Raw genomic sequence first — 22398 nt, forward strand, 5'->3', positions numbered from 1 at the left:
TCATTCCCCTCAACACATGGCTCGAAGCCACGGAACGCACAATGGCCAAAGCATTTGCCTCCCAAGCCGATCTGGAAGAGAAGAAAGTCACCTGGACGCAATTGTCCGAGAACGCATACGCGTACACGGCCGAAGGCGACCCGAATTCGGGCGTGATCGTCGGCGACGACAGCGTGCTGATCGTCGATACGACCGCGACGCCCGCGATGGCGCAGGACCTGATCGCGAAGATCCGCAGCGTGACCGACAAGCCGATCAAGCACGTGGTGCTGTCGCACTACCACGCGGTGCGCGTGCTCGGCGCGTCCGCGTACTTCGACGAAGGCGCGCAGCACGTGATCGCGAGCCGCGGCACGTACGAGATGATCGTCGAGCGCGGCGAGGCCGACATGAAGTCGGAGATCGAGCGCTTTCCGCGCCTGTTCGCCGGCGTCGAGACGGTGCCGGGCCTGACCTGGCCGACGCTCGTGTTCGAGCGCGAGATCACGCTGTTCCTCGGCAAGCTCGAAGTGAAGATCATGCACGTCGGCTCGGGCCACACGAAGGGCGACACGATCGTGTGGCTGCCGTCGCAGAAGGTGCTGTTCTCGGGCGACCTCGTCGAATACGACGCCGCGTGCTATTGCGGCGACGCCCAGCTCGAACAGTGGCCGGCCACGCTCGAGGCGCTGCGCGCGCTCGGCGCCGAGAAGCTCGTGCCGGGCCGCGGCCCCGCGCTGCTGAATCCGGCCGAGGTCGACAAGGGCCTCGACTACACGAAGGATTTCGTCACGACGCTGCTCGCGCAGGGCCGCAAGGCGGTCGAGCGCAATCTCGACCTGAAGGCGGCGATGGCGCTCACGCGCGAAGCGATGGATCCGAAATTCGGCCACGTGTTCATCTACGAGCACTGTTTGCCGTTCGACGTGTCGCGCGCGTTCGACGAAGCGAGCGGCATCACGCATCCGCGCATCTGGACCGCGCAGCGCGACAAGGAAATGTGGGCCGCGCTGCAGGACTGAACGGCGCACGGCGGCGGGGCGGCGTTCACATGACCGCATCGCCGTTTTTCTGAGGGTGGCGGCATTCGCGGCGGCATCGCGCCGCGGTGCCGGCAACCGTATCCGGTCTCACAAGAAAGCAGGGCGCATGCACGCCCTCGGAGACTGCTGCGCGCTCGACGGCGCGCGGCCCGTTTGGAGAGAGACATGCCCCAATCGCTTCCCGCCGAAGCGACGCTCGCGCACGCGAGCGCTTCGGCGCCGACTTCCGCATCGAACGATGCGCTGCTGTTCCGCAAGATCGCGTGGCGGATCGTCCCGTTCCTGTTCCTCTGCTACGTCGTGTCGTTTCTCGACCGCATCAACATCGGCTTCGCGCAGTTGCAGATGAAGCACGATCTCGGCTTCAGCGACGCGATGTACGGGCTCGGCGCCGCGGTGTTCTACGTCGGCTACGTGTGCTGCGAAGTGCCGAGCAACATGCTGCTCGCGCGGTTCGGCGCGCGCCGAACGTTCACGCGGATCATGCTGCTGTGGGGCATCGCGTCGACCGGCATGATGTTCGTGTCGCAGCCGGCGCATTTCTACGTGCTGCGCTTCCTGCTCGGCGTGTTCGAGGCCGGCTTCTTCCCCGGCATCGTGCTGTACCTGACCTACTGGTTTCCCGCGAACCGGCGTGCGGCGGCGATCTCCGTGTTCTTCGCGGGCGTCGCGGTGGCCGGCGTGCTCGGCGGGTTGCTGTCCGGCTGGATCATGCGCGACATGAGCGGCGTGCTCGGGCTGCACGGCTGGCAGTGGATGTTCGCGATCGAGGGCGCGCCGGCGATCCTGCTCGCATTCGCCGCGTTCACGTGCCTCGTCGACCGGCCTCGGGACGCCGCGTGGCTCACGTCCGACGAAAAGGCGCGCGTCGCCGCGCTGTGCGCCGAAGGCCGCGCACACGGCGGCGCGCACGACGGGCGCAGCGTGATGGCCGCGCTCGCGAACCCGCGCGTGTACCTGTTCGCGTTCGTCTATTTCTCGCTGACTTGCGCGTCGCTGACGCTGAACTTCTGGATGCCGCTGATGATCCGCGACTTCGGCGTGACCGACGTCGTCGCCGTGAGCCTCTATACGGTCGTGCCGAACGCGGTGGGGGCGGTCGGGCTGATCCTGATCGCGCGCCGCTCGGATCGCACCGGCGAGCGCCGCAAGCACTTCGCGTGCTGCACGATCGGCGGCGGGCTCGCGCTCGCTGCGCTGACGCTGCACCTGCCCAGCTTCGCGGCGATGCTCGTCTGCCTGTCGATCGCGGCGACGCTGATCTTCGCCGCGCTGCCGATCTTCTGGGCCGTGCCGACCCGCTACCTGTCCGGCAACGCGGCCGCGGCAGGGATCGCGCTGATCAGCAGCATCGGGATCACGAGCGGCATCGTCAGCCCGTGGGTGATCGGGATGATCCGCACGCGCACGGGCAGCATGGATCTGGCCGTGTATCTGCTCGCCGCGCTGCTGGTCGCGAGCGGCGTGGCGCTGACGGTCGGCGTGAAGGGCGAAGGCCCGCGGCGCGGCTGAACGGGCAAGGGCCGGTCGTCGCCCGCGGGCGGCGGCGATCGGCGTTCATCCCCCGTCTGCACCGGAATCCGTCGAGGAGACGAGCGAGGTAAGCCCGTCTGCAAGCTCACGCCGCGCGCGACGCGACGGCGCGACCGGCGACGCGTTGTAGCGCCGCATCGGCGCGCGGATCGTGCCGTTCGTGTTCTTCCGCCATATCGTGTCGATCCCGGACCGCGGCAACAGTACGAGCCGCCGGCGGTCCGGCGTGCGCTCAGCGAGCCGGCGCGTAGCGCGGCGCGGGCGTATCCGCCGACAAATGCGGCGCCATCGTGCGGCGTGCAGCCTCGTACGCCTCCCATTCGTCGCCCGCATGCAGCGACGGAATCGTCACGAGTTCGCCGCGATCGAACCCGACCAGCGCCGCATCGACCAGGTCCGTCGCCTTCATCACGATCTCTTTGGGCAGGTGCTCGAGCGGCAGGCCGCCCGTCTGCCAGAAATCGGTGGCCGTCGCGCCGGGCAGCACGGCCTGTACCTGCACGCCCTGGCCGGCGAGCTCGTGATGCAGCGACTGGCTGAATGCGAGCACGAATGCCTTGCTGCCGCCGTACACGCCGTTCAGCGTTTCCGGCGAGATCGCGACGATCGACGAAATGTTGATCACCGCGCCGTGGCCGCGTGCGACGAAACCGGGCACGGCCGCATAGGTCAGGCGCGTGAGCGCGGTCACGTTCAGGTCGATCATCCGCGTCATCGCGTCGACGTCGCTGTCGAGCAACGGCGCATGCGTGCCGATGCCGGCGTTGTTCACGAGCAGCGTGATGCTCGCGTCCTGTTTCAGCTTGGCTTCGACCGCGGCGAGCGCCGTGCGGTCGTTGAGGTCCGCGTCGACGATCTCGATGCTGCGCTGCGTGTCGTTCGTGATGCGGTCGGCGAGGGCGCCGAGCCGGTCGCGGCTGCGCGCGACCAGGATCAGGTCGTAGCCGCGGCGCGCGAGGCGATCCGCGTAGACGGCGCCGATGCCCGACGATGCGCCGGTAATGAGGGCGGTACCGCGATGTGCTTGCGTCATGATGTACTCCGTTTCGCTGAGGATGGCCGGATGGCGTGAATGCATTCTGGCCTCGAAGCGTTGCGACACAAATGACGTAGATAGGTATGATTCCGGACATCGGGCCAATCGGCACGCGACCGGAGAACGCACATGCACCGAATCGGCTTCTTGATCAGCGACGGCTTTCAGATCATGGCGCTCGCCGCGCAGTCGGTGTTCGAGTACGCGAACATGGGGCTGGACACGCCGTTCTATGCGATGGCCAACTACTCGGTCGACGGCGGCGACGTCCGCTCGTCGCTCGGGCTGCCGGTCGCCACGCGTGCGCTGCGCGGCCGGCTCGGCGTCGATACGTGGATCGTCGCGGGCGTGAACGACCCGCTCGCCGCGCCGGCGCCGCTCGGCGTCGTCGCTTACCTGCGCCGCGCGAACGCGCATGCGCGGCGGATTGCCGGCATCTGCACGGGCGCATTCGTGCTGGCGGAAGCCGGGCTGCTCGCGCAGCGTCGCGCGACCACGCACTGGGCGTTCGGCCGCGACATGCAGCGGCACTACCCGGAGATTCGCGTCGAGGACGACCGGATCTTCATCGTCGACGGCCCGATCTGGACGTCGGCCGGGATGACGGCCGGGCTCGATCTCGCGCTCGCGATGGTGGAAAAGGACCTCGGCGCCGACGCCGCACGCTCGGTCGCGCACAAGCTGGTGATGCATCAGCGCCGGGCCGGCGGCCAGTCGCAGCATTCGGAAATGCTCGATCTCGCGCCGAAATCCGACCGGATCCAGAACGCGCTCGACTACGCGCGCCGCAATCTCGGCCGCGCGCTGACCGTCGAGACGCTGGCCGAGGCCGTCCACCTGAGCCCGCGCCAGTTCAGCCGCGTGTTTACGCTCGAAACCGGGCAGTCGCCCGCGAAGGCGATCGAGCGGCTGCGGCTCGAATCGGCGCGGCTGATGATCGAACAGAGCCGTCATCCGCTCGATGTGATCGCGAAGGAAAACGGTTTTCGCGATCGCCGGCACATGCGCGACGCGTTCGTGCGCGGGTTCGGCGTGCCGCCGCAGGCGTTGCGGCGCGATGCGCGGGCGGACGCGCCGGCAGCGGGCTGACGAGCCGGCGGGGCAGCAGGCGCCGTCCGACGCGTGCCGGCAAAATCGCGCAGAATCTCCATCGACGTTCGTCGCGAAGGAGACACCATGCACACGGAACCGTTCGACATTGCGATCCCCGAGCACGCGCTCGACGATTTGCGTCGGCGCGTGCGCGACACCCGCCCGCCGAACCTGACGCCCGCCGAGCCGTGGCAGCAGGGCGTCGACGGCGCGTGGCTGCGCGAATTGGCCGCGTACTGGGCCGACGGCTTCGATTGGCGCACGGCGGAACGCGCGCTGAACCGGCTGCCGCAGTTCGTCGCGGACGTCGGCGGGCGGCGCGTGCATTTCGTGCATCGGCGCGGTACGGGGCCGAAACCCTATCCGCTCGTCGTCACGCACGGCTGGCCGGGTTCCGCATTCGAATTCCATGCGCTGATCGACCGCCTGTGCGATCCGGCCGCGTTCGGCGGCGATCCGGACGACGCGTTCGACATCGTCGCGCCGTCGCTGCCCGGCTTCCTGTTCTCTCCCGCACCGGCGGCGCCCGGCACGTCGGCGCTTCAGGTCGCCGACTGCTGGGCGGAGTTGATGGCCGGCCTCGGTTACCGCCGGTTCGGCGCGCAGGGCGGCGATCTGGGCGCGGGCGTGTCGATCGCGCTCGGCGCGCGGCACGAGGGCGTGGTCGACGGCGTCCATCTGAACTACCTGCCGGGCAACTACGACCCGCCGATCGATGCGGCGCGGCCGCCGACCGACGACGAGCAGGCGTTCCTGAAGCAGCGCGGCGATTGGGCGGCGCTCGAAGGCGGATACGCGCACGTCCACATGACGAAGCCGCAGACGCTGGCGGTCGCGCTCAACGATTCGCCGCTCGGGCTGGCCGCGTGGATCGCCGAGAAATTCCGTGCGTGGAGCGATTGCGACGGCGACGTCGCGCGCCGTTTCTCGCACGACACGCTGCTGACCGGCATATCGCTCTACTGGTTCACCGGCTGCATCGGCTCGTCGATGCAGATGTATTGGGAGAACCGGCTGCAGCCGATGCGCTTCGCGGCCGGGCAGCGCGTGGCGGTGCCGGTCGCGTTCGCGCGCTTTCCGAAGGAGATCAGCCGGCCGCCGCGCAGCTGGCTCGAACGCGTATTCGACGTCGTGCAGTGGACCGACATGCCGAGCGGCGGCCATTTCGCGGCGATGGAGGAGCCGGACTTGCTGGCCGACGATATTCGGCGGTTTTTCAGGCGCTTCCGGTAACGGGGTGAGCCGGCGGGAGCAAACCTGTACCGGACCCTGCTCACGCGGGACGGGAGCGGCCGATGCGGATCGTGCCGCCTGCGTTATCGCGTAACGAACGCCGTGGCGGCATCCGGCGCCGTACGCGCATGCTTGCGCTGGCGCAGCAGCGCGACGCGGCAATTCTCGCGCGCCGTTTCGCGGCCGTCGTCGTCGAGCAGCACGAGATCGCCGCGCATCACGTTCAGCGTGATCACGTCCTCGCCCGGCGCGCCGAGCGTTTCAGGCGTGTGCACCGAGCCGGCCGGTTCGAGCACCGTCGAGCCGGCGTGCGCGACCCAGTCGTATTCGCGGTAGCGCCACGCACCCTGCAACGTATGGACGAATACCTCGCCGTCGTGACGGTGGCGCGGCAGCGTGCCGCCGGCCGGCATCTTCAGCAGCGCGGTCAGCGTGTCCTCGGCCGCATTGATGTGCAGGTACTTGATCGCGAGCCCCGGCAGGTCGGCGCTCATCGGCAGCCACGGCAGCGCATCGCCGGGCAGGCACGAGATCGGCGGCAGGTCGGTGGAGAGCGGGGCGGACGGCTGCGTCATGGCGGAAGGCGGCGCGAAAACGGGAAGCCCGCATTATCGCAGAGCCGGATCGCGCGGCCGAGCGGGGACGGCCTCGTGCCGAACCCGTGCGCGACGGGCCGATCCTTACGCGCCGAAATAGACAGTCAAACTGTACAGTTTAGCTGTCGATGTGCTATCTTGAATTCATGAACCCGCCATCGTCCCCTCCCGACACGCTCCCGCTGGCCGGTCTCGCCGGCGAACTCCGCATCTCGGTCGGCAAACTGATGCGGCGGATGCGCGAGCAGACCCATCCGAACGACCTCACGTCCTCGCAGAAATCGGTGTTGCTGCGGCTCGATCGCGACGGCCCGGCGACCGTGTCGGCGCTCGCGCGTGCCGAAAGCGTGCGCCCGCAGTCGATGCGCGTGACGGTCGCGACGCTCGAGGCGCTCGGCGCGGTCGCCGGCGCGCCCGACCCCGGCGACGGCCGGCAGACGCTGATCGCGCTCACGCCCGGTTTCCGCAAGGTGCTGCAAGCGAACCGCGCGGCCAAGGACGACTGGCTGTTTCGCGCGCTGCACGCGCAACTGTCGGCGGCGGAACAGGCCGAGCTGGCGGCGGCCGTGAAGCTGTTGCAGCGGCTCGCCGAATTCGAGGACCCGGCGCGTCCGTAAACCGTATCGACCCGCTCGCCGAAAGGATGGCCCGTACATGAACCTTCTGCATCTCGTGTCGTACTTCTTCGGCGGCGCGTTTCTCGCGAACGCCGTGCCGCATCTCGTCAGCGGGCTGCGCGGCGAGCCGTTCCAGACGCCGTTCGCGCATCCGCCCGGGCGCGGGCTGTCGTCGTCCACCGTGAACGTGGTGTGGGGCGTCGCGAATCTCGCGATCGCTTATGTGCTGGTGTGCCGGGTCGGCGATTTCGACCTGAAGGTCACGGCCGACGCGGCGGCGTTCGGGCTCGGCATCCTGCTGCTCGGCCTGTTTCTCGCGCGGCACTTCGGCGCATTGCACGGCGGCAACGCGCCCGACCGGGAGCGGCGATGAGCGTGCCGGCCGCGGGCGTGTTCCGCTCGCTTCGCAGCTTCAACTATCGGGTGTGGGCGATCGGCTCGCTGGTGTCGAACATCGGCACGTGGATCCAGCGTACCGCGCAGGACTGGCTCGTCCTCACGCAGCTCACGCATCACGACGCGTCGGCGGTCGGCACGGTGATGGCGCTGCAGTTCGGGCCGCAACTGCTGCTGTTGCCGTGGACCGGCTACGCGGCCGACCGCTACGACCAGCGCAAGCTGCTGATGGCGACGCAGGCGCTGATGGGCGCGCTGGCGCTCGTGCTCGGCGTGCTGACGGTCACCGGCGCGGTGCGGCTCGAGCACGTGTACGTGTTCGCGTTCCTGTTCGGCTGCGCATCGGCGTTCGACGCACCGGTGCGGCAGACCTTCGTCGCTGAACTAGTCGGCGACCGCGAGCTCGCGAACGCGGTCGCGCTCAATTCGACGTCGTTCAATGCCGCGCGGATGGTCGGTCCGGCGGCGGCGGGCTTCCTGATCGCATCGGTCGGCACCGGCTGGGCGTTTCTCGCGAACGGGCTCAGTTTCTTCGCGGTACTGGCGTCGCTGTCGCGGCTTCGGGAAGACGAGCTGCGCGCGAACGTGCGGGCAAATCGCTCGCGCAGCAGTCTGCTCGACGGGTTCCGCTACGTGTGGGGCCGGCCGGACCTGACGGCGATTCTCGCGATGCTGTTCCTGATCGGCACGTTCGGGCTCAATTTCCAGCTGTTCATTTCGACGATGGCCGCGAGCGTGTTCCACGTCGATGCGCGCGGGTTCGGTTTCCTGTCGTCGATGATGGCGGTCGGCACGATTTCGGGCGCGCTGCTCGCCGCGCGCCGCGAGCAGCCGCGGTTCCGCCATTTGTGGATCGGCGCGGCGCTGTTCGGGCTCGGCTGCACGTTCGCCGCGCTGGCGCCCGGTTACTGGTCGTTCGCCGCCGCGCTGGTGCTGACCGGGATCGCCGCGATCACCTTCATGAATTCGACCAATAGCCTGATGCAGTTGTCCACCGAGCCGGCGATGCGCGGCCGCGTGATGGCGCTGCGCCTCGCGGTCGCGCTCGGCGGCACGCCGATCGGCGCGCCGGTGGCCGGCTGGGTCGCGAACCATCTCGGCCCGCGCTGGGCGCTCGGGGTCGGTGCGGCGTCCGGTTTTGCGGCGGCGCTCGTCGCGACCCATTTCGTCGCACGCAAGCGGGCGCCGCGCGCGGGCGACGGCGCGGCCTGATCGAACCGAACGCCGCCGCTATGCGGCCGGCCGCGTGGCCGCATGCGCGGCGTCGAGGCACGACTGGAACAGCAGCGCGGCCCGCGACGGCTGCGGCGAGCGTCGCAGCAAGCTCACGAACCGGCACCGGTAATTGAACCGGTGCGGCGCGATCGGCTGCATCAGCCCCTTGTTTTCGAAACTCTCCGCGTAGTGATCGGGCAGGAAGCCGAGATAGCGGCCGGACAGGATCAGCGTCGCGATCGATTCCTGGTCGGACGCGGTCGCGCTGCGCGTGAGCTTCGCGCGATGGCTCAGCTCCATGTTCGGCGAATGGAAGCCGAGCCCGGCGAACGCATGGTTGCGGATCGTCGTCCACGTGAGTTTGCCGTGGGGCGCGTCGAAGAGCGGATGCTGGCGGCCGCAGTACAGCAGCATCCGTTCGTCGAACAGCGCCGAATAGACGAGGCTGCCCGAGTTGCGGTGCACGGGAATGATCCCGACCTGGTAACTGCCGTCGATGACCCCGCGCTCGACTTCGTTGATCGACGCGACGTGCAGGTTCAGCGCGACGTCGGGCGCTTCGTCGGCGAACTGGCGGATCGCGTCGCCGAGCCGGGCATTCGCGTTGGTGGCCGTCTTGTCGAACACCGCGATGTGGAGTTCTCCGCCCATCTTGTCGTGAATGCCGTCGATCCTGCTGCGAAATGCCTCCATCGAAGCAAGTAGCCGCAGCGTCTCCTCGTAGACCGTCTGGCCCTCGGGCGTCAGCGTGAAGCCCGCGCGGCCGCGCCGGCACAGCACGAGGCCGAGCCGCGTTTCCAGATCCTTCACGTGCCGGCTGATCGTCGAGATGCCGATATTCAGTTCCAGTTCGGCGGCCGCCATCCCGCCGCACTGCACGACGCCCTTGAAGACCCGCAGCAGGCGCAGATCCATGTCGCTGAGCTGCCCGAGCAGCGCGCGGCTCTTCGGTTTCTTTGCTTGCATAATCGAGCAAGTGAACATTGATATTGCGATATTCAAAAGACTAATTGTCGTCCCGACAATGTGCAACATCATCACGAGGAGGAGGGGCGCGCCGCGCCGACCGACATGACCGACATCACCACCGCCCAGCACGACGACACGAACCTTCGCACCGACGCCGCGTGGCTCGATGCGCACTGGATGCCGTTCACGGCCAACCGCCAGTTCAAGGCCGATCCGCGCATGATCGTGTCCGGCAAGGGCGCGTATTACACCGACGGCGAAGGCCGCAAGATCTTCGACGGCCTGTCGGGGCTCTGGTGCACGGGCCTCGGTCACGGCCGCACGGAAATCGTCGAGGCCGTGAGTCGCCAGGTCGCGCAGCTCGACTACGCGCCGGCGTTCCAGTTCGGCCATCCGAAATCGTTCGAGCTCGCCAACAAGATCAAGGAACTGACGCCGGCCGGCCTCGACTACGTGTTCTTCACGGGCTCGGGCTCGGAAGCGGCCGACACGTCGCTGAAGCTGGCCCGCGCGTACTGGCGCGCGAAGGGCAAGGGCACGAAAACGCGCCTGATCGGCCGCGAGAAGGGTTACCACGGCGTGAATTTCGGCGGCATCTCGGTCGGCGGGATCGGGCCGAACCGCAAGCTGTTCGGTCAAGGCATCGACGCCGATTTCCTGCCGCATACGCAACTGGCCGAGAACAAGTTCTCGCGCGGCATGCCCGAACACGGCGCCGAGCTGGCCGACCGGCTGCTCGAGCTGATCGCGCTGCACGACGCATCGAACATCGCGGCCGTGATCGTCGAGCCGTTCTCGGGTTCGGCGGGCGTGGTCGTGCCGCCGAAGGGCTATCTGAAGCGCCTGCGCGAGATCTGTACCGCGCACGACATCCTGCTGATCTTCGACGAGGTCATCACGGGCTTCGGCCGCGCCGGCGCGATGACGGGCGCCGACGCATTCGGCGTGGTGCCGGACATCATGAACTTCGCGAAGCAGGTGACGAACGGCGTGCAGCCGCTCGGCGGCGTGATCGCGACGAAGGAGATCTACGACACGTTCATGGCCGCGGGCGGCCCCGAGTACATGCTCGAGTTCCCGCACGGCTACACCTATTCGGCGCATCCGGTCGCCTGCGCGGCCGGCGTCGCGGCGCTCGACCTGCTGGTGAAGGAAGACGCGGTGGCGCGCGTGCGCGATCTCGCGCCACATTTCGAGGCGGCCGTGCACGGGCTGAAGGGGCAGCGCCACGTCGCGGACATCCGCAACTACGGGCTGGCGGCCGGCCTGACGATCGCCGCGCTGCCGGGCGAGCCGGCGCGGCGTCCGTACGAGATCGCGATGCGCTGCTGGGCGAAGGGCTTCTACGTGCGCTACGGCGGCGACACGATCCAGCTCGCGCCGCCGTTCATCGCCGAGAAGCGCGAGATCGACAACCTGGTCAACGCGCTGTCCGACGCACTGAACGAAGTGGACTGAGCCGCGGCTCGCCCGCAGCGACAACCGAATTCACGAAAGAGCAACGAACATGAAACACGACAGCAATGTGACCTCCACCGTCGGCCACTTGATCGACGGCAAGCGCGTCGACGGCGGCAGCCGCGTCCAGCCGGTGTTCGACCCGGCGACCGGCGAATCGCACAAGAGCGTCGCGCTCGCCGACAAGCTGACCGTCGAAGCCGCGATCGCGTCCGCGCAAGCCGCGTTCCCGGCATGGCGCAACACGCCGCCGCTGAAGCGCGCCCGCGTGATGAGCCGCTTCAAGACGCTGCTCGAGGAGCACGCGGAAGAACTCTGCGCGCTGATCACGGCCGAGCACGGCAAGGTGCTCGCCGATGCGATGGGCGAGCTGCAGCGCGGGATCGAGAACGTCGAATACGCGACCTACGTGCCCGAGCTGTTGAAGGGCGAGCACAGCAAGAACGTCGGCCCCGCGATCGATTCGTGGAGCGAGTTCCAGGCGCTCGGCGTCGCGGCCGGCATCACGCCGTTCAACTTCCCGGTGATGGTGCCGCTGTGGATGTGGCCGATGGCCGTCGCGTGCGGCAACACGTTCGTGCTGAAGCCGTCCGAGCGTACGCCGTCGTCGACGCTGCGCATGGCCGAGCTCGCGCTCGAAGCCGGGCTGCCGCCGGGCGTGCTGAACGTCGTGAACGGCGACAAGGAAGCGGTCGACACGATCCTGGCCGATCCGCGCGTGAAGGCCGTGAGCTTCGTCGGCTCGACGCCGATCGCCGAATACATCTATTCGACCGGCTGCGCGCACGGCAAGCGCGTGCAGGCGCTCGGCGGCGCGAAGAATTTCGCGGTCGTGATGCCGGATGCCGACATCGGCAACGCGGTAAACGCGCTGATGGGCGCCGCGTACGGCTCGTGCGGCGAGCGCTGCATGGCGATTCCGCTGGTCGTCGCGATCGGCGACGAAACGGGCGACCAGGTCGTCGCGGGGCTGAAGGCCGAGATCGAGAAGATGAAGGTCGGGCCGGGCAACGGCGCGGGCGTCGACATGGGGCCGCTCGTCACGCAGCAGCATTTCGAGAAGGTGACGGGCTTCGTCGAAGCGGGCGTGGCGGCGGGCGCGACGCTCGTCGTCGACGGTCGCGGCGTGAAGGTCGACGGCCATGACGGCGGCTACTACCTCGGCCCGTGCCTGTTCGACGACGTGAAGCCCGGCATGCCGATCTACCAGCACGAGATCTTCGGGCCGGTGCTCGGCGTGATCCGGCTGAAGTCGCTCGACGAGGCCATGGCGCTGATCGACGCGCACGAATACGGCAACGGCACGTGCCTGTTCACGCGCGACGGCGAAGCGGCGCGCTACTTCAGCGACAACATCCAGATCGGCATGGTCGGCATCAACGTGCCGCTGCCGGTGCCGGTCGCGTACCACTCGTTCGGCGGCTGGAAGCGTTCGCTGTTCGGCGACCTGCATGCGTACGGCCCCGATGCCGTGCGGTTCTACACGAAGCGCAAGACGATCACGCAGCGCTGGCCGTCGGCCGGCGTGCGCGAAGGGACGGTGTTCAGCTTCCCGTCGAACCGCTGACGCGACGCGCGCCCGGTTGCATGCAGCCGGTGCGGCGTGCGAGACCGCCGAGGCCCGCCTCGATCGACGATCGGGGCGGGCTTTTTCACGTCCGGGCGATATGCGCGGAACGCGGCGCAAGAAGGCTTACGGCGCGACCACGTGCCATACGTTCTTGAAGTTGTCGCCGTTGCGCTCGCCCTGTTTCATGTCCTTCGAGAAGAAGTACAGCGGCTTGCCCTTGTACGCCCATTGCGGGCTGCCGTCGTCGCGCTTGACGATCGTGTAGGGCCCGACCGGCACGTCGGTCGCGCTGGCCTTGTACGGCGGCCAGAGGGTTTCGCATGGGCCCGTGCAGGCGCTGGTGCCGGCGTTGGGCTTGTCCTTGTCGAACGTGTAGACGGTCATCCCGTTCGCGGCGACGAGCGCGCCGTTTTCTTCCTTCGTGATGGATCCCTGGGCCGTGGCCGAAGCTGACGCAATGGCGAGCAGGGCGGAGCTGACGAGCAGCGCGGCTTTCATGAGTGCCTCCTGATGGTCCGGTGGGCGGCCGCGATCGCGCACGGGCGAGCGTGCGCCGGAATCGCGATGAATGGTGCCGGAGCACGGCGCCGTCGCCGACCGCCCGTCCGCGCGAGCGATGCCGGGGGCGAATGGCGACAAACGGGGCGCCTCATTCACGATAGGCGGTTTTTGGCGGCGCTGCGAGAAGATCGGGGGGCATATCGGCGGCGTGCAGGCGTTGCGCAACGGCACGACGATCGCCGATGTGCCCGGGTATTCGGCATCCGTCCCCGAGCCCCGAGCCCGCGCCGCGCGTGCGTTGCGGGGGCAACGACCGCGATACGGGTTTGCGTGGATGACATCGCGCGCGTTCCGCCGGAATATCTTCGTCAGCGCGAGCCGGGCGCGCGCCGATCCTTCCGGGAGGTGACGACGATGCTTCAGGACCCAGGCGATGTTGCGCGCGCCAGCTATCGCGCGTATGTCGACAAGGACCGCGACGCGATCGAAGCGCTGATCGCGCCGGATTTCCATTTCACGAGCCCGCTCGACAACCGGTTCGACCGCGATGCGTATCTCGCACGCTGCTGGCCGAACAGCGCGATGCTCGCCGGTTTCGAATTCGTCGACGTCGCCGTGCACGGCGAATACGTGTTCGTCGTGTACGAAGCCGTCACGACTGTTGGACGGCGGTTTCGCAATGCCGAACGGCTGCGTATTCGCGATGGCCGGATCGTCGAGGCCGAAGTGTATTTCGGCTGGTACGTGCCGCATCCGGCGCCGGATGGCGGGTTCATCGAATCGGGCAGGTGAACGCAGTCGCGCGCCGCCCGCGAAGGGACGCCCGCCGGGGTGTGTCAACCGCGGCCATCCCGTTGCCGTTGTCGTGTCATCCGACCACGCGGGAGCGACCGATGCGCAAGTTGCTGACGGCGATGTTACTGGGGTGTGCCTCCGCGATCGCCGGTGCGCAGACCGTCGTCCACTTCCCGTCGACCGACAGCTCGACGACGATGCTCGACGGCTATCTGTTTCCCGCGCCCGGCGCCGGCCGCCATCCGGCGCTCGTGTTTCTGCACGGCTGCGGCGGGATGTTCGCCAGGTCCGGCAAGCTCTACGCGCGCGATCGCGACTGGGCCGAACGCTTCAACGCGGCCGGCGTCACCGTGCTCGAAGTCGACAGCTTCACGCCGCGCGGTCACGGCGAGATGTGCGCGCCCGCGCATTTCGTCGGCGACATCTATCGGGCACGGCCGTTCGACGCGTATGGCGCGCTGCGGTATCTGCAGACGCTCGATACCGTGCAACCCGACCGGATCGGCGTACTCGGCTGGTCGCAGGGCGGCGGCACGGTGCTGAACGCGATCAGGGCGTCCAGCCCGGCCCGGCCGGCATCGCTGCCGGACGGCGACTTCCGCGCGGCCGTCGCGTTCTATCCGGCCAGTTGCAACACGAACGCGCAGGGGCCCGCCTGGCAGAGCCCCGTGCCCCTGCTCGTGCTGATCGGCGAGGCCGACGTGTGGACGCCGTACGCCGCCTGCAAGACGCTGTTCGATTCGGTCGCGCCGGGCACGGACGCGACTTTCCACGCGTATCCGGGTGCGTATCACGATTTCGACTGGCCGAACATGCCGGTGCACGCGATCGCGTCGTTCACGACGCGCGCCGGCGTCGTGCCGATTACGGGCACGGAGCCGGCCGCACGCGCGGACGCACAGCAGCGCGTGGCCGATTTCGTCGGCGCCAAGCTGCTCGGCCACTAGGCCGTCGGCGGCGACGCAGGGCGTGTGCCGGCGTGCGTTCCGCTCAACCGGCTGCGTCGTCCTCGCCCAACGCCTGGATGAACCGCGAAAACAGTTCCGGCTGCGACGCGATCCCGAGCTTCGCGTAAAGGTGCCGCCGATGCACCTTCACCGTTTCGGGTGAGATCGCGAGCCGCTCGGCGATCGCCTTCGACGAATTGCCGCGCAGCACCATGCGTGCGATCGCCATCTCGCGATCGGTCAGCACGCCCGCGCCGAAGCGGGCGAGCGCCTGCTCGACGCGCGCGCCGAGGCCCGCGTCGGGCGTCGCGCGTGCGGTGTCGCCCACCAGCCGCCAATGCTGCCGGATCGTCGCGATCACCCACGGCATCGCGGCCGTCAGCTTGCCGAGCGGCTCGACGTCGAAGCGCGTCGATGCGCCGAGCGACAGCGACAGCAGCGTGTCGGCGTTCGGCCGCACGAGAATCTGGATCTCGTCGTCGCCGACCGCGTCGCGGAAATAGCTCAGGAAATACTCGCTCTGCCGGAACAGGTCGGGTGCGACTTCCTCGAGCCGGTAGCAGCCGTCGGCGAGCCCGTCGTGCGCGGCCTGCAGGAACGGATCGAGCAGATATAACCCATTCAGGTAAAGCGGCACCGGCGACGCGGCGTCGGTGCCGCCCGTGTCGTATTCGTCGAGCACGAGCGGCACGCCGTCGCGGCCGATCGCGGTCGCGAGCGCGTTGTCGAACGGCGTCATTTCGTTGAGCAGCAGCACGAGGAACCGCCAGAAGCGCGGCTGGCCGAGATGATCGATTGCGCGGCCAAGCGCCTGGTGCATCGCGATTTCGGAAAAGAGACGATCCATACCACCACCGGAAGGGCGTAACACGAAGGGGGAATAGCGGTCCTGAAATTGGCTTCCTAGACTGCCACGCAATCAATCGGGCCCGAGTATGGGTGTTCAAAAATACGCAGGATAGGAGCGACAGGAGAACGAAATGGCGATGATGTCGGAATCGACGGGCAGCCTGCAAGCGGCGCCTGCAACGGAAGACGCGCCGCGCGCGTTGTCGCAGACGCTCAGCGTGCGCGATGCGGTGATGATCACCGTGTCGGGCGTGACGCCGGCCAGCTCGATCTTCGTGATCGCGCCGTTCGCGATCCAGCAGGCCGGCAGCGGCGCCGTGCTGTCGTTCGTGCTCGGCGGCGTGCTCGCGCTCGCGTTCGCGCTCTGCTATGCGGAACTCAGCGCCGCGCACCGCAGCGCGGGCGGCGAATACGTGATGGCCAAGCGCGTGTTCGGCACGCTGCCCGGCTACCTGACCTTCATCACGGTGCTGTCCGTCAGCGTGTTCATCCCGGCCGTGCTCGCGAGCGGCGCCGCGCCGTACCTGAACAACGCGCTCGGCACGCACTTCGGCAACCAGTCGGTCGCGCTGACGATCGTGCTGCTCAGCTATCTGCTCGGCATGCTGAACATCAAGACGAACGCATGGATCACCGGTGCGTTCCTGGTCGTCGAAATCGGCGTGCTGATGCTGATCGCGGGGCTCGGTTTCGGGTCGCCGCACCGCGGCGCCGACGTGCTGATCGCACCGGTCGTCGCGAGCGGCAATGCGCTCGTGCCAGCGACGCTCGCGGCCATCGTGCCCGCGATCGGCACCGCGATCTTCTGCTACAACGGCTTCGGCTCGGCAGCCTATCTCGCGGAAGACCTGCGCGGCGGCAACCGCAACGTCGCGAAGGCGGTGATCTACTCGCTGCTCGTGATCCTCGCCGTCGAACTGGTTCCGCTCACCGCGATCGTGCTGGGTGCGCCGTCGCTGACCGAACTGACGAAGAGTGCCGATCCGATCGGCTACGTCGTGCGCTCGCTGAGCAATCCGGCCGTGTCGCGCGTGGTCAGCGGCGGGATCTTCCTGTCGGTGTTCAACGCGATCATCGCGATCGTGATCACGATGGGCCGCCTGCTGTACAGCAGCGGCCGGCATGCGCTCTGGTCGCGCACCTGCAACCGCGCGTTCTCGACGATTCATCCGCGCCTCGAATCGCCGTGGCTCGCGACGCTCGCGCTCGCGATACCGTCGGCCGGGCTCGTGTTCGTGTCGAGCCTCGACGAGTTGACCGCGTTCACGGTCGACCTGTTGCTGCTGATCTATCTCGTCGTCGGACTGGCCGCGCTCGCGAGCCGGTTCGTGCGCCGCGACGTCGAGCATCACTACCGGATGCCGCTGTGGCCCGCGACGCCGCTCGTCGCGGTAGCCGGCGCCGCGTATACGCTGGTCACGACGTTGGCGACGGCGACGAAGCCCACCGACCTGATCATCATCGCGGGGCTGCTGGTCGCGGCGCTCGTGATGTACGTGGCCTGGGCGCGCCACAGCGAAGCGTTCCGCGCGCTCTGAGCACCGGATCGACACCTTGTACCATCGACACACCGAACCATTGAAAGACGGGAGGAATCGCATCATGCGCACGAGGGATCTCGGTATCCGTATCGGACTCGGCACGCCGGGCCGCTTCAACGCGATCACGGACGTGCCGGGCGTGCGGGTCGGACATTGCACGCTGAGCGTCGAGAACGGCGACGCGTCGGTCCGCACCGGCGTCACCGTCGTCGAGCCGCGCGCGGGCGCCGCGCACGATTCGCCGTGCTTCGCGGGCGTGCACGTGCTGAACGGCAACGGCGACGCGACCGGGCTCGAATGGATTCGCGAAGCCGGCCTGCTGACGACGCCGATCGCCTATACGAACACGCACAGCGTCGGTGCGGTGCGCGACGCGCTCGTCGCGAACGAACGCGAAGCGGCGGCCGGCCGCGTGTACTGGTGCATGCCGGTCGTGATGGAAACCTACGACGGACTGCTGAACGACATCTGGGGGCAGCACGTGAACGCCGCGCACGTCCAGCGCGCGCTGGCCGCCGCGCAGTCGGGGCCGGTTGACGAAGGCGGCGTGGGCGGCGGCACGGGCATGATTTGCCACGAGTTCAAGGGCGGCATCGGCACCGCGTCGCGCGTGCTGGCGAGCGACGCGGGCGGCTGGACCGTCGGCGCGCTCGTGCAGGCGAATTACGGCGTGCGCGAGATGCTGCGCGTGGCCGGCTACCCGGTCGGCGAAGTGCTGCGGCACGTGCATTCGCCGTTCCGCGACGCAGAGGCGAAAGGCGAAGCCGGCATGGGCTCGATCGTCGTCACGATCGCGACCGACGCGCCGTTGCTGCCGCATCAATGCACGCGTCTCGCGCAGCGCGCGAGCGTCGGGCTCGCCCGCGTGGGCGGCGGCACCGAGGATTCGAGCGGCGACATCTTCGTTGCGTTCGCAACCGGTAACGACGGCTTGCCGGCAGCGAACTACGGCAGCAAGGGCACGCCGACCGCCGACGTGCGGATGGTCAACAACGACCATATTTCCGCGCTGTTCGTCGCGGCGGCGGAAGCGGTGGAGGAGGCGATCGTGAATGCGCTGGTCGCGGGCGGCGACGTCGAGTCGCGCGGGGCGCGGGTCGAAGGGCTCGGGCAGGCGCGCTTGCTGGATGCGCTGCGCGAAGTAGGCTGGCGGCCGGGGCGCGGCGCCTGAAACGGCAAGCGCCGCTTCAATCGAAGCGGCGGGGAGCGGGACGGCAATGCGGCGATCGGCCGGGCCGCCGTCCGCCCGCGCACGTCATGCGTGCGGTGCGGGCGATGCGGGCCTGGCCGTGACGACGCGGCGTCATGCTCAGCTGCCGAAGTAGATGTTGCAGAAGCTGACGGGGCCGACGCAGGCGTTCGGGTCTTCCTGCTTCGATTGCGCGCGATCGACGCGGCCGGCGGCCTTGATCGCCTCGGCGCGGTTCGCCTGTTGCGGTGCGGCGTCTGCCGGCGCCGGCTGCGCGTGGGCGACGGCAGCGGTGAGCGACAGGGCAACGAGGGCGAGGTGCAGCGGCTTCATTTTGTTTCTCCTGGGTGAGTACCAGTCTCGCTGGCAGTGAGGAAACTATAGGCTCGCACTGCTTGAAGATTAATCGCCGCGGCTGGAGAGCTTATTTCCATCCGGAACAACGATCCCGTTGTGCATGCACCCATTCATCAATGACGATGCCGATTGAACGGCGCGTCCTTGTCGAGCAGCGCGCTGCGCATGAAATGCAGGCAGCCGACGATTCGCTGCATGTTGCGACGCGCGTCGGGCACCGCGTACCACGCCTGCAGCGAATGCTGCGCCGCGCGGATCGCGAGATTCACGGATTTCAGCGTGCGCGCATGGCGAACGGGCGTCGGATCGTCGAAGAAGCGCGGCAGTTCGAGCAGCACCGCATCGATCGAACCGGTCCAGCGCAGCGTCTGCGGCGGTTTCGATGCACGGAATGCGTGCAGCTCGTCGCGCAGGTCGATGACCGCGTGGCCGACTTCGAGTGTCGACAGCATCCAGCGCAGCGCATCGCGATGCTGCCGCGTGCGGCGCACCAGCAGCGTCCGCAGTTGCGCCATCAGGTCGTGCGTGCTCGACTGGAAGCGCTGCGCGAGGCCGTCCGGCGCGCCTTCGCACGCCAGCGTGACCTGGCGGCGCAAGTCGTGCGCGATCCGGCCGGTGAGCCAGCGCATGTGCGTCGGGAACACGACGGCGAACACGAGCGCGCAAGCGAGCATCGCGACGACGATCGCCAGCCCGTTGTTGATCAGCACTTCAGGCGTATACGCGATCGCGTTGTCGGGGCCTGCGAGCAGGCAGAAGAACACCGCGAAGCCGATTCCGTAGCCGGACAGCCCGGGCCGCATCGCGAGAAACGCGCCGAGGCCGAGCACCGGCGCAAGCGCCGCGCACAGCAGCGGAAAGCCGTCGATGTTCGGATAGACATAGCACAGGAACAGGTAGCCGACCGCGGTCGCGCACGCTGCACCGACGCCCATCTGCGCGACGAACTTCGGCGCGCGCGGAGAGGTCGAGCTGAGCGCGCATGCGATCGCGGTGGCGATCACCGCGAGCGAGCCGCTCGGCCATTCGGACGCGATCCAGAACGCGCTCATCGCACCGACGGCGACCACCGTGCGCAGGAACGCGAAACCGACGAAGAACGCGTTGGTTTTCACCGCGTAATGGGTGACCGAGCGCTCGAACGCGTGATCGTCCTGGTCGAGCGACGCGTACGTGTCGACGTAGCCGAGATATTCGGCGATGAACCGGTACAGCAGCTCGATCGCGGTATCGAAGTCGAGCAGGCCGCCCGCCGCATGGTCCTCGATCGCCCGCCGCGACGCGCGCGCGGCCTTCGGCAACGCACCGTGAAAGCGGCGCAGTTCGAGCAGCGCGCCGGTCGCCGGTGCGAGGCCGCTCCGGCATTCGTCGCGCAACGCGGCGAAGCGCAATGCGAGCGCGTCGACGTGCGGCGCCAGCGCGTCGAGCACCGCGTCCGAGCGATTCGCGCGCAGCCGTTTGACGAGCTGGTGCAGCGCATGCAGCCGCGTGCAGGCGTTCATGAACTCGCTGTTCAGTCGCGCAAGCCGGCGGCTGCGCGCGCGAATGTGCGGATCCTCGAACGACGCGAACGCGCGGTTGGCTTCGAAGCCGACGATGTCGTCGACGAAATCGGCGAAGCGTCGCTCGAAATCGCCGCGCGCGACGTCGCCCGACAGCGCACCGGCGGCGAACGCGGCAAACGTCGCGTGGCGCGCGCTCAACGAACGCATCAGCGCCTTCGCGGAGCTCAACGGCAGGATCAGCGCGCTGACCGCGCCCGAGCACGCGATGCCGAGCGCGACTTCCGCGGCGCGCGTGAGCGCGGACTGGAACAGCGTCTGCGGCGTCATCACGGCCGGCAGGCCGATCAGCGCGGCCGTGTAGCCGGCGAGCACGAAGCCGTACCAGCGGAAATGGCGGTTGCGCACCGCGAGTGCGATGCAGCCGCCGATCCACAGCGTGATGCCGGCCATGTACAACTCGGGCTGCTGTGCGAACAGCCCGCCGAGCGCGAGCGCGCCGACGAGGCCGGCCGCCGTGCCGAGCACGCGATAGAAACTCTTCGCGAACACCATGCCCGACAGCGGCTGCATCAGCACGAACACGGTGGTCATCGCGGTGCGCGGCTGCGACATCTCCAGACGCATCGCGATGCCCATCGCGAGCAGCGCCGCGAGCACGGTTTTCGCGAGGTGCAGCCAGATCAGCCCGTCGGTCGCGGCCCAGTCGCGCGCCGCGTTGCCGAGCGGGTCGAGCCAGGCGCTCCATCGTGCCGGTTCGATGGAAGGTCGCTCGATCGCAGGTGGTGGCTTCATGAAAAGAGGGGGCCGGCGCGGTGCCGCGGCGCGTCCGAACGGCCCGTTCGACTGGTGAGGCGCCGATTGTAGGAGCGCGGCGCACGTGCATTAACGCCGTTGCGGGGAAACGATAGTTGCAGCCGCAGCAACAATCTGTCGCATCCCGTGGAGGAAAATGGCGGCTCCGCTACAGGTCGTTCACAGGAATGGATACCCTACAAAACATGCGGGTGTTTTCGCGCGTCGTCGAGACGGGCAGCTTCACCGCCGCCGCGCAATCGCTGAATTCGACGACGGGCGCGATGTCGCGCGCGGTGTCGGAGCTCGAGGCGCGCCTGCGCACCCGTCTGATGAATCGCTCTACGCGCCGTCTCGCGCTCACGTCGGCCGGCGAAAGCTATCTGCGGCGCTGCCGCCAGATCCTCGCCGACGTCGACCGTGCCGAAGAGGAGGCGAGCTGCGCGCACGAGCGCCCGGCCGGCGTGCTGCGCATGCACAGCTTCGCGAGCGTCGGTCACCACTACGTGTTGCCCGCGCTCACGCGCTATCACGCGCAGTTCCCGGACGTATCGATCGAGCTGTCGCTGTCGCAGCGCATGCCCGATCTGTTCGACGGCACGAGCGACATGGCCGTCGTCACCGCGTCGTCGCTGCCCGATTCGGAACTCGTGTCGCACCTGCTCGGCTCGACGTTCAGCATTCTGTGCGCATCGCCCGATTACGTGAAACGGCACGGCGTGCCGGCGCGCCCGCAGGATCTCGCCGCGCACGCGTGCCTGACGCTGTGCACGCCGGCATTCCCGACGCACGAATGGGTGCTCGAAGGGCCCGAAGGCGTCGAGCAGATTCACGTCGCCGGGCCGGTGCAGACCAATACCGCCGAATCGCTCGCACTCGCGATCCGCGACGGCATCGGAATCGGCATGCTGCCGCTGTATTCGGCGATCGATGCACTGCGCGACGGCACGCTCGTCCGTGTGCTGCCCGCGCATATCCTGCAGAAGATGAACGTGCATGCGCTGTACCCGTCGCGCCGCTTCGTCGATGCGAAGGTGCGGACCTGGGTCGAGATGCTGCGCGCCCAGGTGCCGGCGATGATCGCGCGCGACGTCGAGATGCTGAACGCGATCGACCGCGAACCGCAGGCCGCCTGAACGCCGTGCGCGCATCGGCGCGCGGCGGGTCGTTTCATTTCCATGCCGA

21 protein-coding genes are annotated in these 22398 nt (G+C 68.3%); 14 read left to right on the forward strand and 7 right to left on the reverse strand.

Going from position 1 to position 22398, the window contains the following annotated elements:
* The first annotated feature begins 41 nt into the window (after positions 1–41).
* Both WS54_RS05955 and WS54_RS05960 read left to right on the forward strand, forming a co-directional pair.
* A complete protein-coding gene (locus tag WS54_RS05955; protein ID WP_034204902.1) occupies positions 42–1001 on the forward strand; it encodes an MBL fold metallo-hydrolase in 960 nt (319 codons plus the stop codon).
* A 186-nt stretch (positions 1002–1187) separates the two neighbouring features.
* The gene (locus WS54_RS05960) at positions 1188–2534 is read left to right on the forward strand and encodes an MFS transporter (protein ID WP_059783601.1); all 1347 of its coding nucleotides are present in this window, start codon (positions 1188–1190) and stop codon (positions 2532–2534) included.
* Positions 2535–2787: 253 nt separating this feature from the next.
* Here WS54_RS05960 and WS54_RS05965 read toward each other — a convergent pair whose 3' ends face one another.
* Positions 2788–3588: an SDR family NAD(P)-dependent oxidoreductase gene (locus tag WS54_RS05965; protein WP_059785027.1), complete on the reverse strand. Its 801-nt coding sequence runs from the start codon at positions 3586–3588 to the stop codon at positions 2788–2790.
* A gap of 132 nt (positions 3589–3720) precedes the next feature.
* Here WS54_RS05965 and WS54_RS05970 point away from each other — a divergent pair, with 132 nt between their 5' ends.
* Both WS54_RS05970 and WS54_RS05975 read left to right on the forward strand, forming a co-directional pair.
* Positions 3721–4680: a GlxA family transcriptional regulator gene (locus WS54_RS05970; protein ID WP_034204900.1), complete on the forward strand. Its 960-nt coding sequence runs from the start codon at positions 3721–3723 to the stop codon at positions 4678–4680.
* An 87-nt stretch (positions 4681–4767) separates the two neighbouring features.
* Positions 4768–5916 carry an epoxide hydrolase family protein gene (locus tag WS54_RS05975; RefSeq protein WP_059783599.1) on the forward strand — a complete coding sequence of 383 codons (1149 nt, stop codon included), beginning with the start codon at positions 4768–4770 and terminating at the stop codon, positions 5914–5916.
* Positions 5917–5999: 83 nt separating this feature from the next.
* Here the strand turns inward: WS54_RS05975 and WS54_RS05980 are convergent, their stop codons facing one another.
* The gene (locus WS54_RS05980) at positions 6000–6491 is read right to left on the reverse strand and encodes a 2,4'-dihydroxyacetophenone dioxygenase family protein (RefSeq protein WP_050010988.1); all 492 of its coding nucleotides are present in this window, start codon (positions 6489–6491) and stop codon (positions 6000–6002) included.
* Positions 6492–6658: 167 nt separating this feature from the next.
* On the opposite strand from WS54_RS05980, the gene WS54_RS05985 reads away from it, so the two are divergent.
* The 3 genes from WS54_RS05985 to WS54_RS05995 are packed head-to-tail and all read left to right on the forward strand — an operon-like array spanning position 6659 to position 8737.
* The gene (locus WS54_RS05985) at positions 6659–7129 is read left to right on the forward strand and encodes a MarR family winged helix-turn-helix transcriptional regulator (RefSeq protein ID WP_034206193.1); all 471 of its coding nucleotides are present in this window, start codon (positions 6659–6661) and stop codon (positions 7127–7129) included.
* A gap of 37 nt (positions 7130–7166) precedes the next feature.
* Entirely contained in the window at positions 7167–7502 is a 336-nt protein-coding gene (locus tag WS54_RS05990) for a hypothetical protein (RefSeq protein WP_059783597.1), read from the forward strand.
* Positions 7499–8737, forward strand: coding sequence for an MFS transporter (locus tag WS54_RS05995; protein ID WP_034204896.1), 1239 nt, complete (start codon positions 7499–7501; stop codon positions 8735–8737). The genes WS54_RS05990 and WS54_RS05995 overlap by 4 nt, the downstream gene beginning before the upstream one ends.
* An 18-nt stretch (positions 8738–8755) precedes the next feature.
* On the opposite strand, the gene WS54_RS06000 is transcribed toward WS54_RS05995, so the two are convergent.
* On the reverse strand, positions 8756–9706 hold the full coding sequence (locus tag WS54_RS06000; protein ID WP_059783596.1) for a LysR family transcriptional regulator: 951 nt from the start codon (positions 9704–9706) through the stop codon (positions 8756–8758).
* Positions 9707–9811: 105 nt separating this feature from the next.
* On the opposite strand from WS54_RS06000, the gene WS54_RS06005 reads away from it, so the two are divergent.
* Both WS54_RS06005 and WS54_RS06010 read left to right on the forward strand, forming a co-directional pair.
* Positions 9812–11167 (forward strand): aspartate aminotransferase family protein, encoded by a 1356-nt coding sequence (locus WS54_RS06005; RefSeq protein ID WP_034204895.1) that lies wholly within the window; start codon positions 9812–9814, stop codon positions 11165–11167.
* A gap of 49 nt (positions 11168–11216) precedes the next feature.
* On the forward strand, positions 11217–12734 hold the full coding sequence (locus WS54_RS06010; protein WP_034204894.1) for a CoA-acylating methylmalonate-semialdehyde dehydrogenase: 1518 nt from the start codon (positions 11217–11219) through the stop codon (positions 12732–12734).
* A gap of 126 nt (positions 12735–12860) precedes the next feature.
* Here WS54_RS06010 and WS54_RS06015 read toward each other — a convergent pair whose 3' ends face one another.
* Positions 12861–13235: a COG4315 family predicted lipoprotein gene (locus tag WS54_RS06015; protein WP_027782957.1), complete on the reverse strand. Its 375-nt coding sequence runs from the start codon at positions 13233–13235 to the stop codon at positions 12861–12863.
* Between the two features lie 417 nt (positions 13236–13652).
* Here WS54_RS06015 and WS54_RS06020 point away from each other — a divergent pair, with 417 nt between their 5' ends.
* Positions 13653–14030 (forward strand): nuclear transport factor 2 family protein, encoded by a 378-nt coding sequence (locus tag WS54_RS06020; RefSeq protein ID WP_059785024.1) that lies wholly within the window; start codon positions 13653–13655, stop codon positions 14028–14030.
* 101 nt (positions 14031–14131) lie between these two features.
* Positions 14132–14980, forward strand: a complete 849-nt coding sequence (locus WS54_RS06025) for a dienelactone hydrolase family protein (RefSeq protein ID WP_059783591.1) — start codon at positions 14132–14134, stop codon at positions 14978–14980.
* Between the two features lie 43 nt (positions 14981–15023).
* On the opposite strand, the gene WS54_RS06030 is transcribed toward WS54_RS06025, so the two are convergent.
* Positions 15024–15827 carry a helix-turn-helix transcriptional regulator gene (locus tag WS54_RS06030; protein WP_059783589.1) on the reverse strand — a complete coding sequence of 268 codons (804 nt, stop codon included), beginning with the start codon at positions 15825–15827 and terminating at the stop codon, positions 15024–15026.
* A 133-nt stretch (positions 15828–15960) separates the two neighbouring features.
* Between WS54_RS06030 and WS54_RS06035 the strand changes: the two genes are divergently transcribed.
* Together WS54_RS06035 and WS54_RS06040 are read left to right on the forward strand one after the other, a co-directional pair.
* Complete coding sequence (locus WS54_RS06035) at positions 15961–17367, forward strand: APC family permease (protein ID WP_059783586.1); 1407 nt, start codon at positions 15961–15963, stop codon at positions 17365–17367.
* 64 nt (positions 17368–17431) lie between these two features.
* Entirely contained in the window at positions 17432–18541 is a 1110-nt protein-coding gene (locus WS54_RS06040) for a P1 family peptidase (RefSeq protein ID WP_059783584.1), read from the forward strand.
* A gap of 138 nt (positions 18542–18679) precedes the next feature.
* Here WS54_RS06040 and WS54_RS06045 read toward each other — a convergent pair whose 3' ends face one another.
* Entirely contained in the window at positions 18680–18892 is a 213-nt protein-coding gene (locus WS54_RS06045; protein WP_034204888.1) for a hypothetical protein, read from the reverse strand.
* Positions 18893–19029: 137 nt separating this feature from the next.
* Positions 19030–21213 (reverse strand): FUSC family protein, encoded by a 2184-nt coding sequence (locus WS54_RS06050; protein ID WP_059783583.1) that lies wholly within the window; start codon positions 21211–21213, stop codon positions 19030–19032.
* Between the two features lie 188 nt (positions 21214–21401).
* On the opposite strand from WS54_RS06050, the gene WS54_RS06055 reads away from it, so the two are divergent.
* The gene (locus WS54_RS06055) at positions 21402–22349 is read left to right on the forward strand and encodes a LysR family transcriptional regulator (RefSeq protein WP_059783581.1); all 948 of its coding nucleotides are present in this window, start codon (positions 21402–21404) and stop codon (positions 22347–22349) included.
* The last annotated feature ends 49 nt before the right edge of the window (positions 22350–22398 follow it).

Source organism: Burkholderia sp. NRF60-BP8, assembly GCF_001522585.2.
Taxonomy (GTDB): domain Bacteria; phylum Pseudomonadota; class Gammaproteobacteria; order Burkholderiales; family Burkholderiaceae; genus Burkholderia.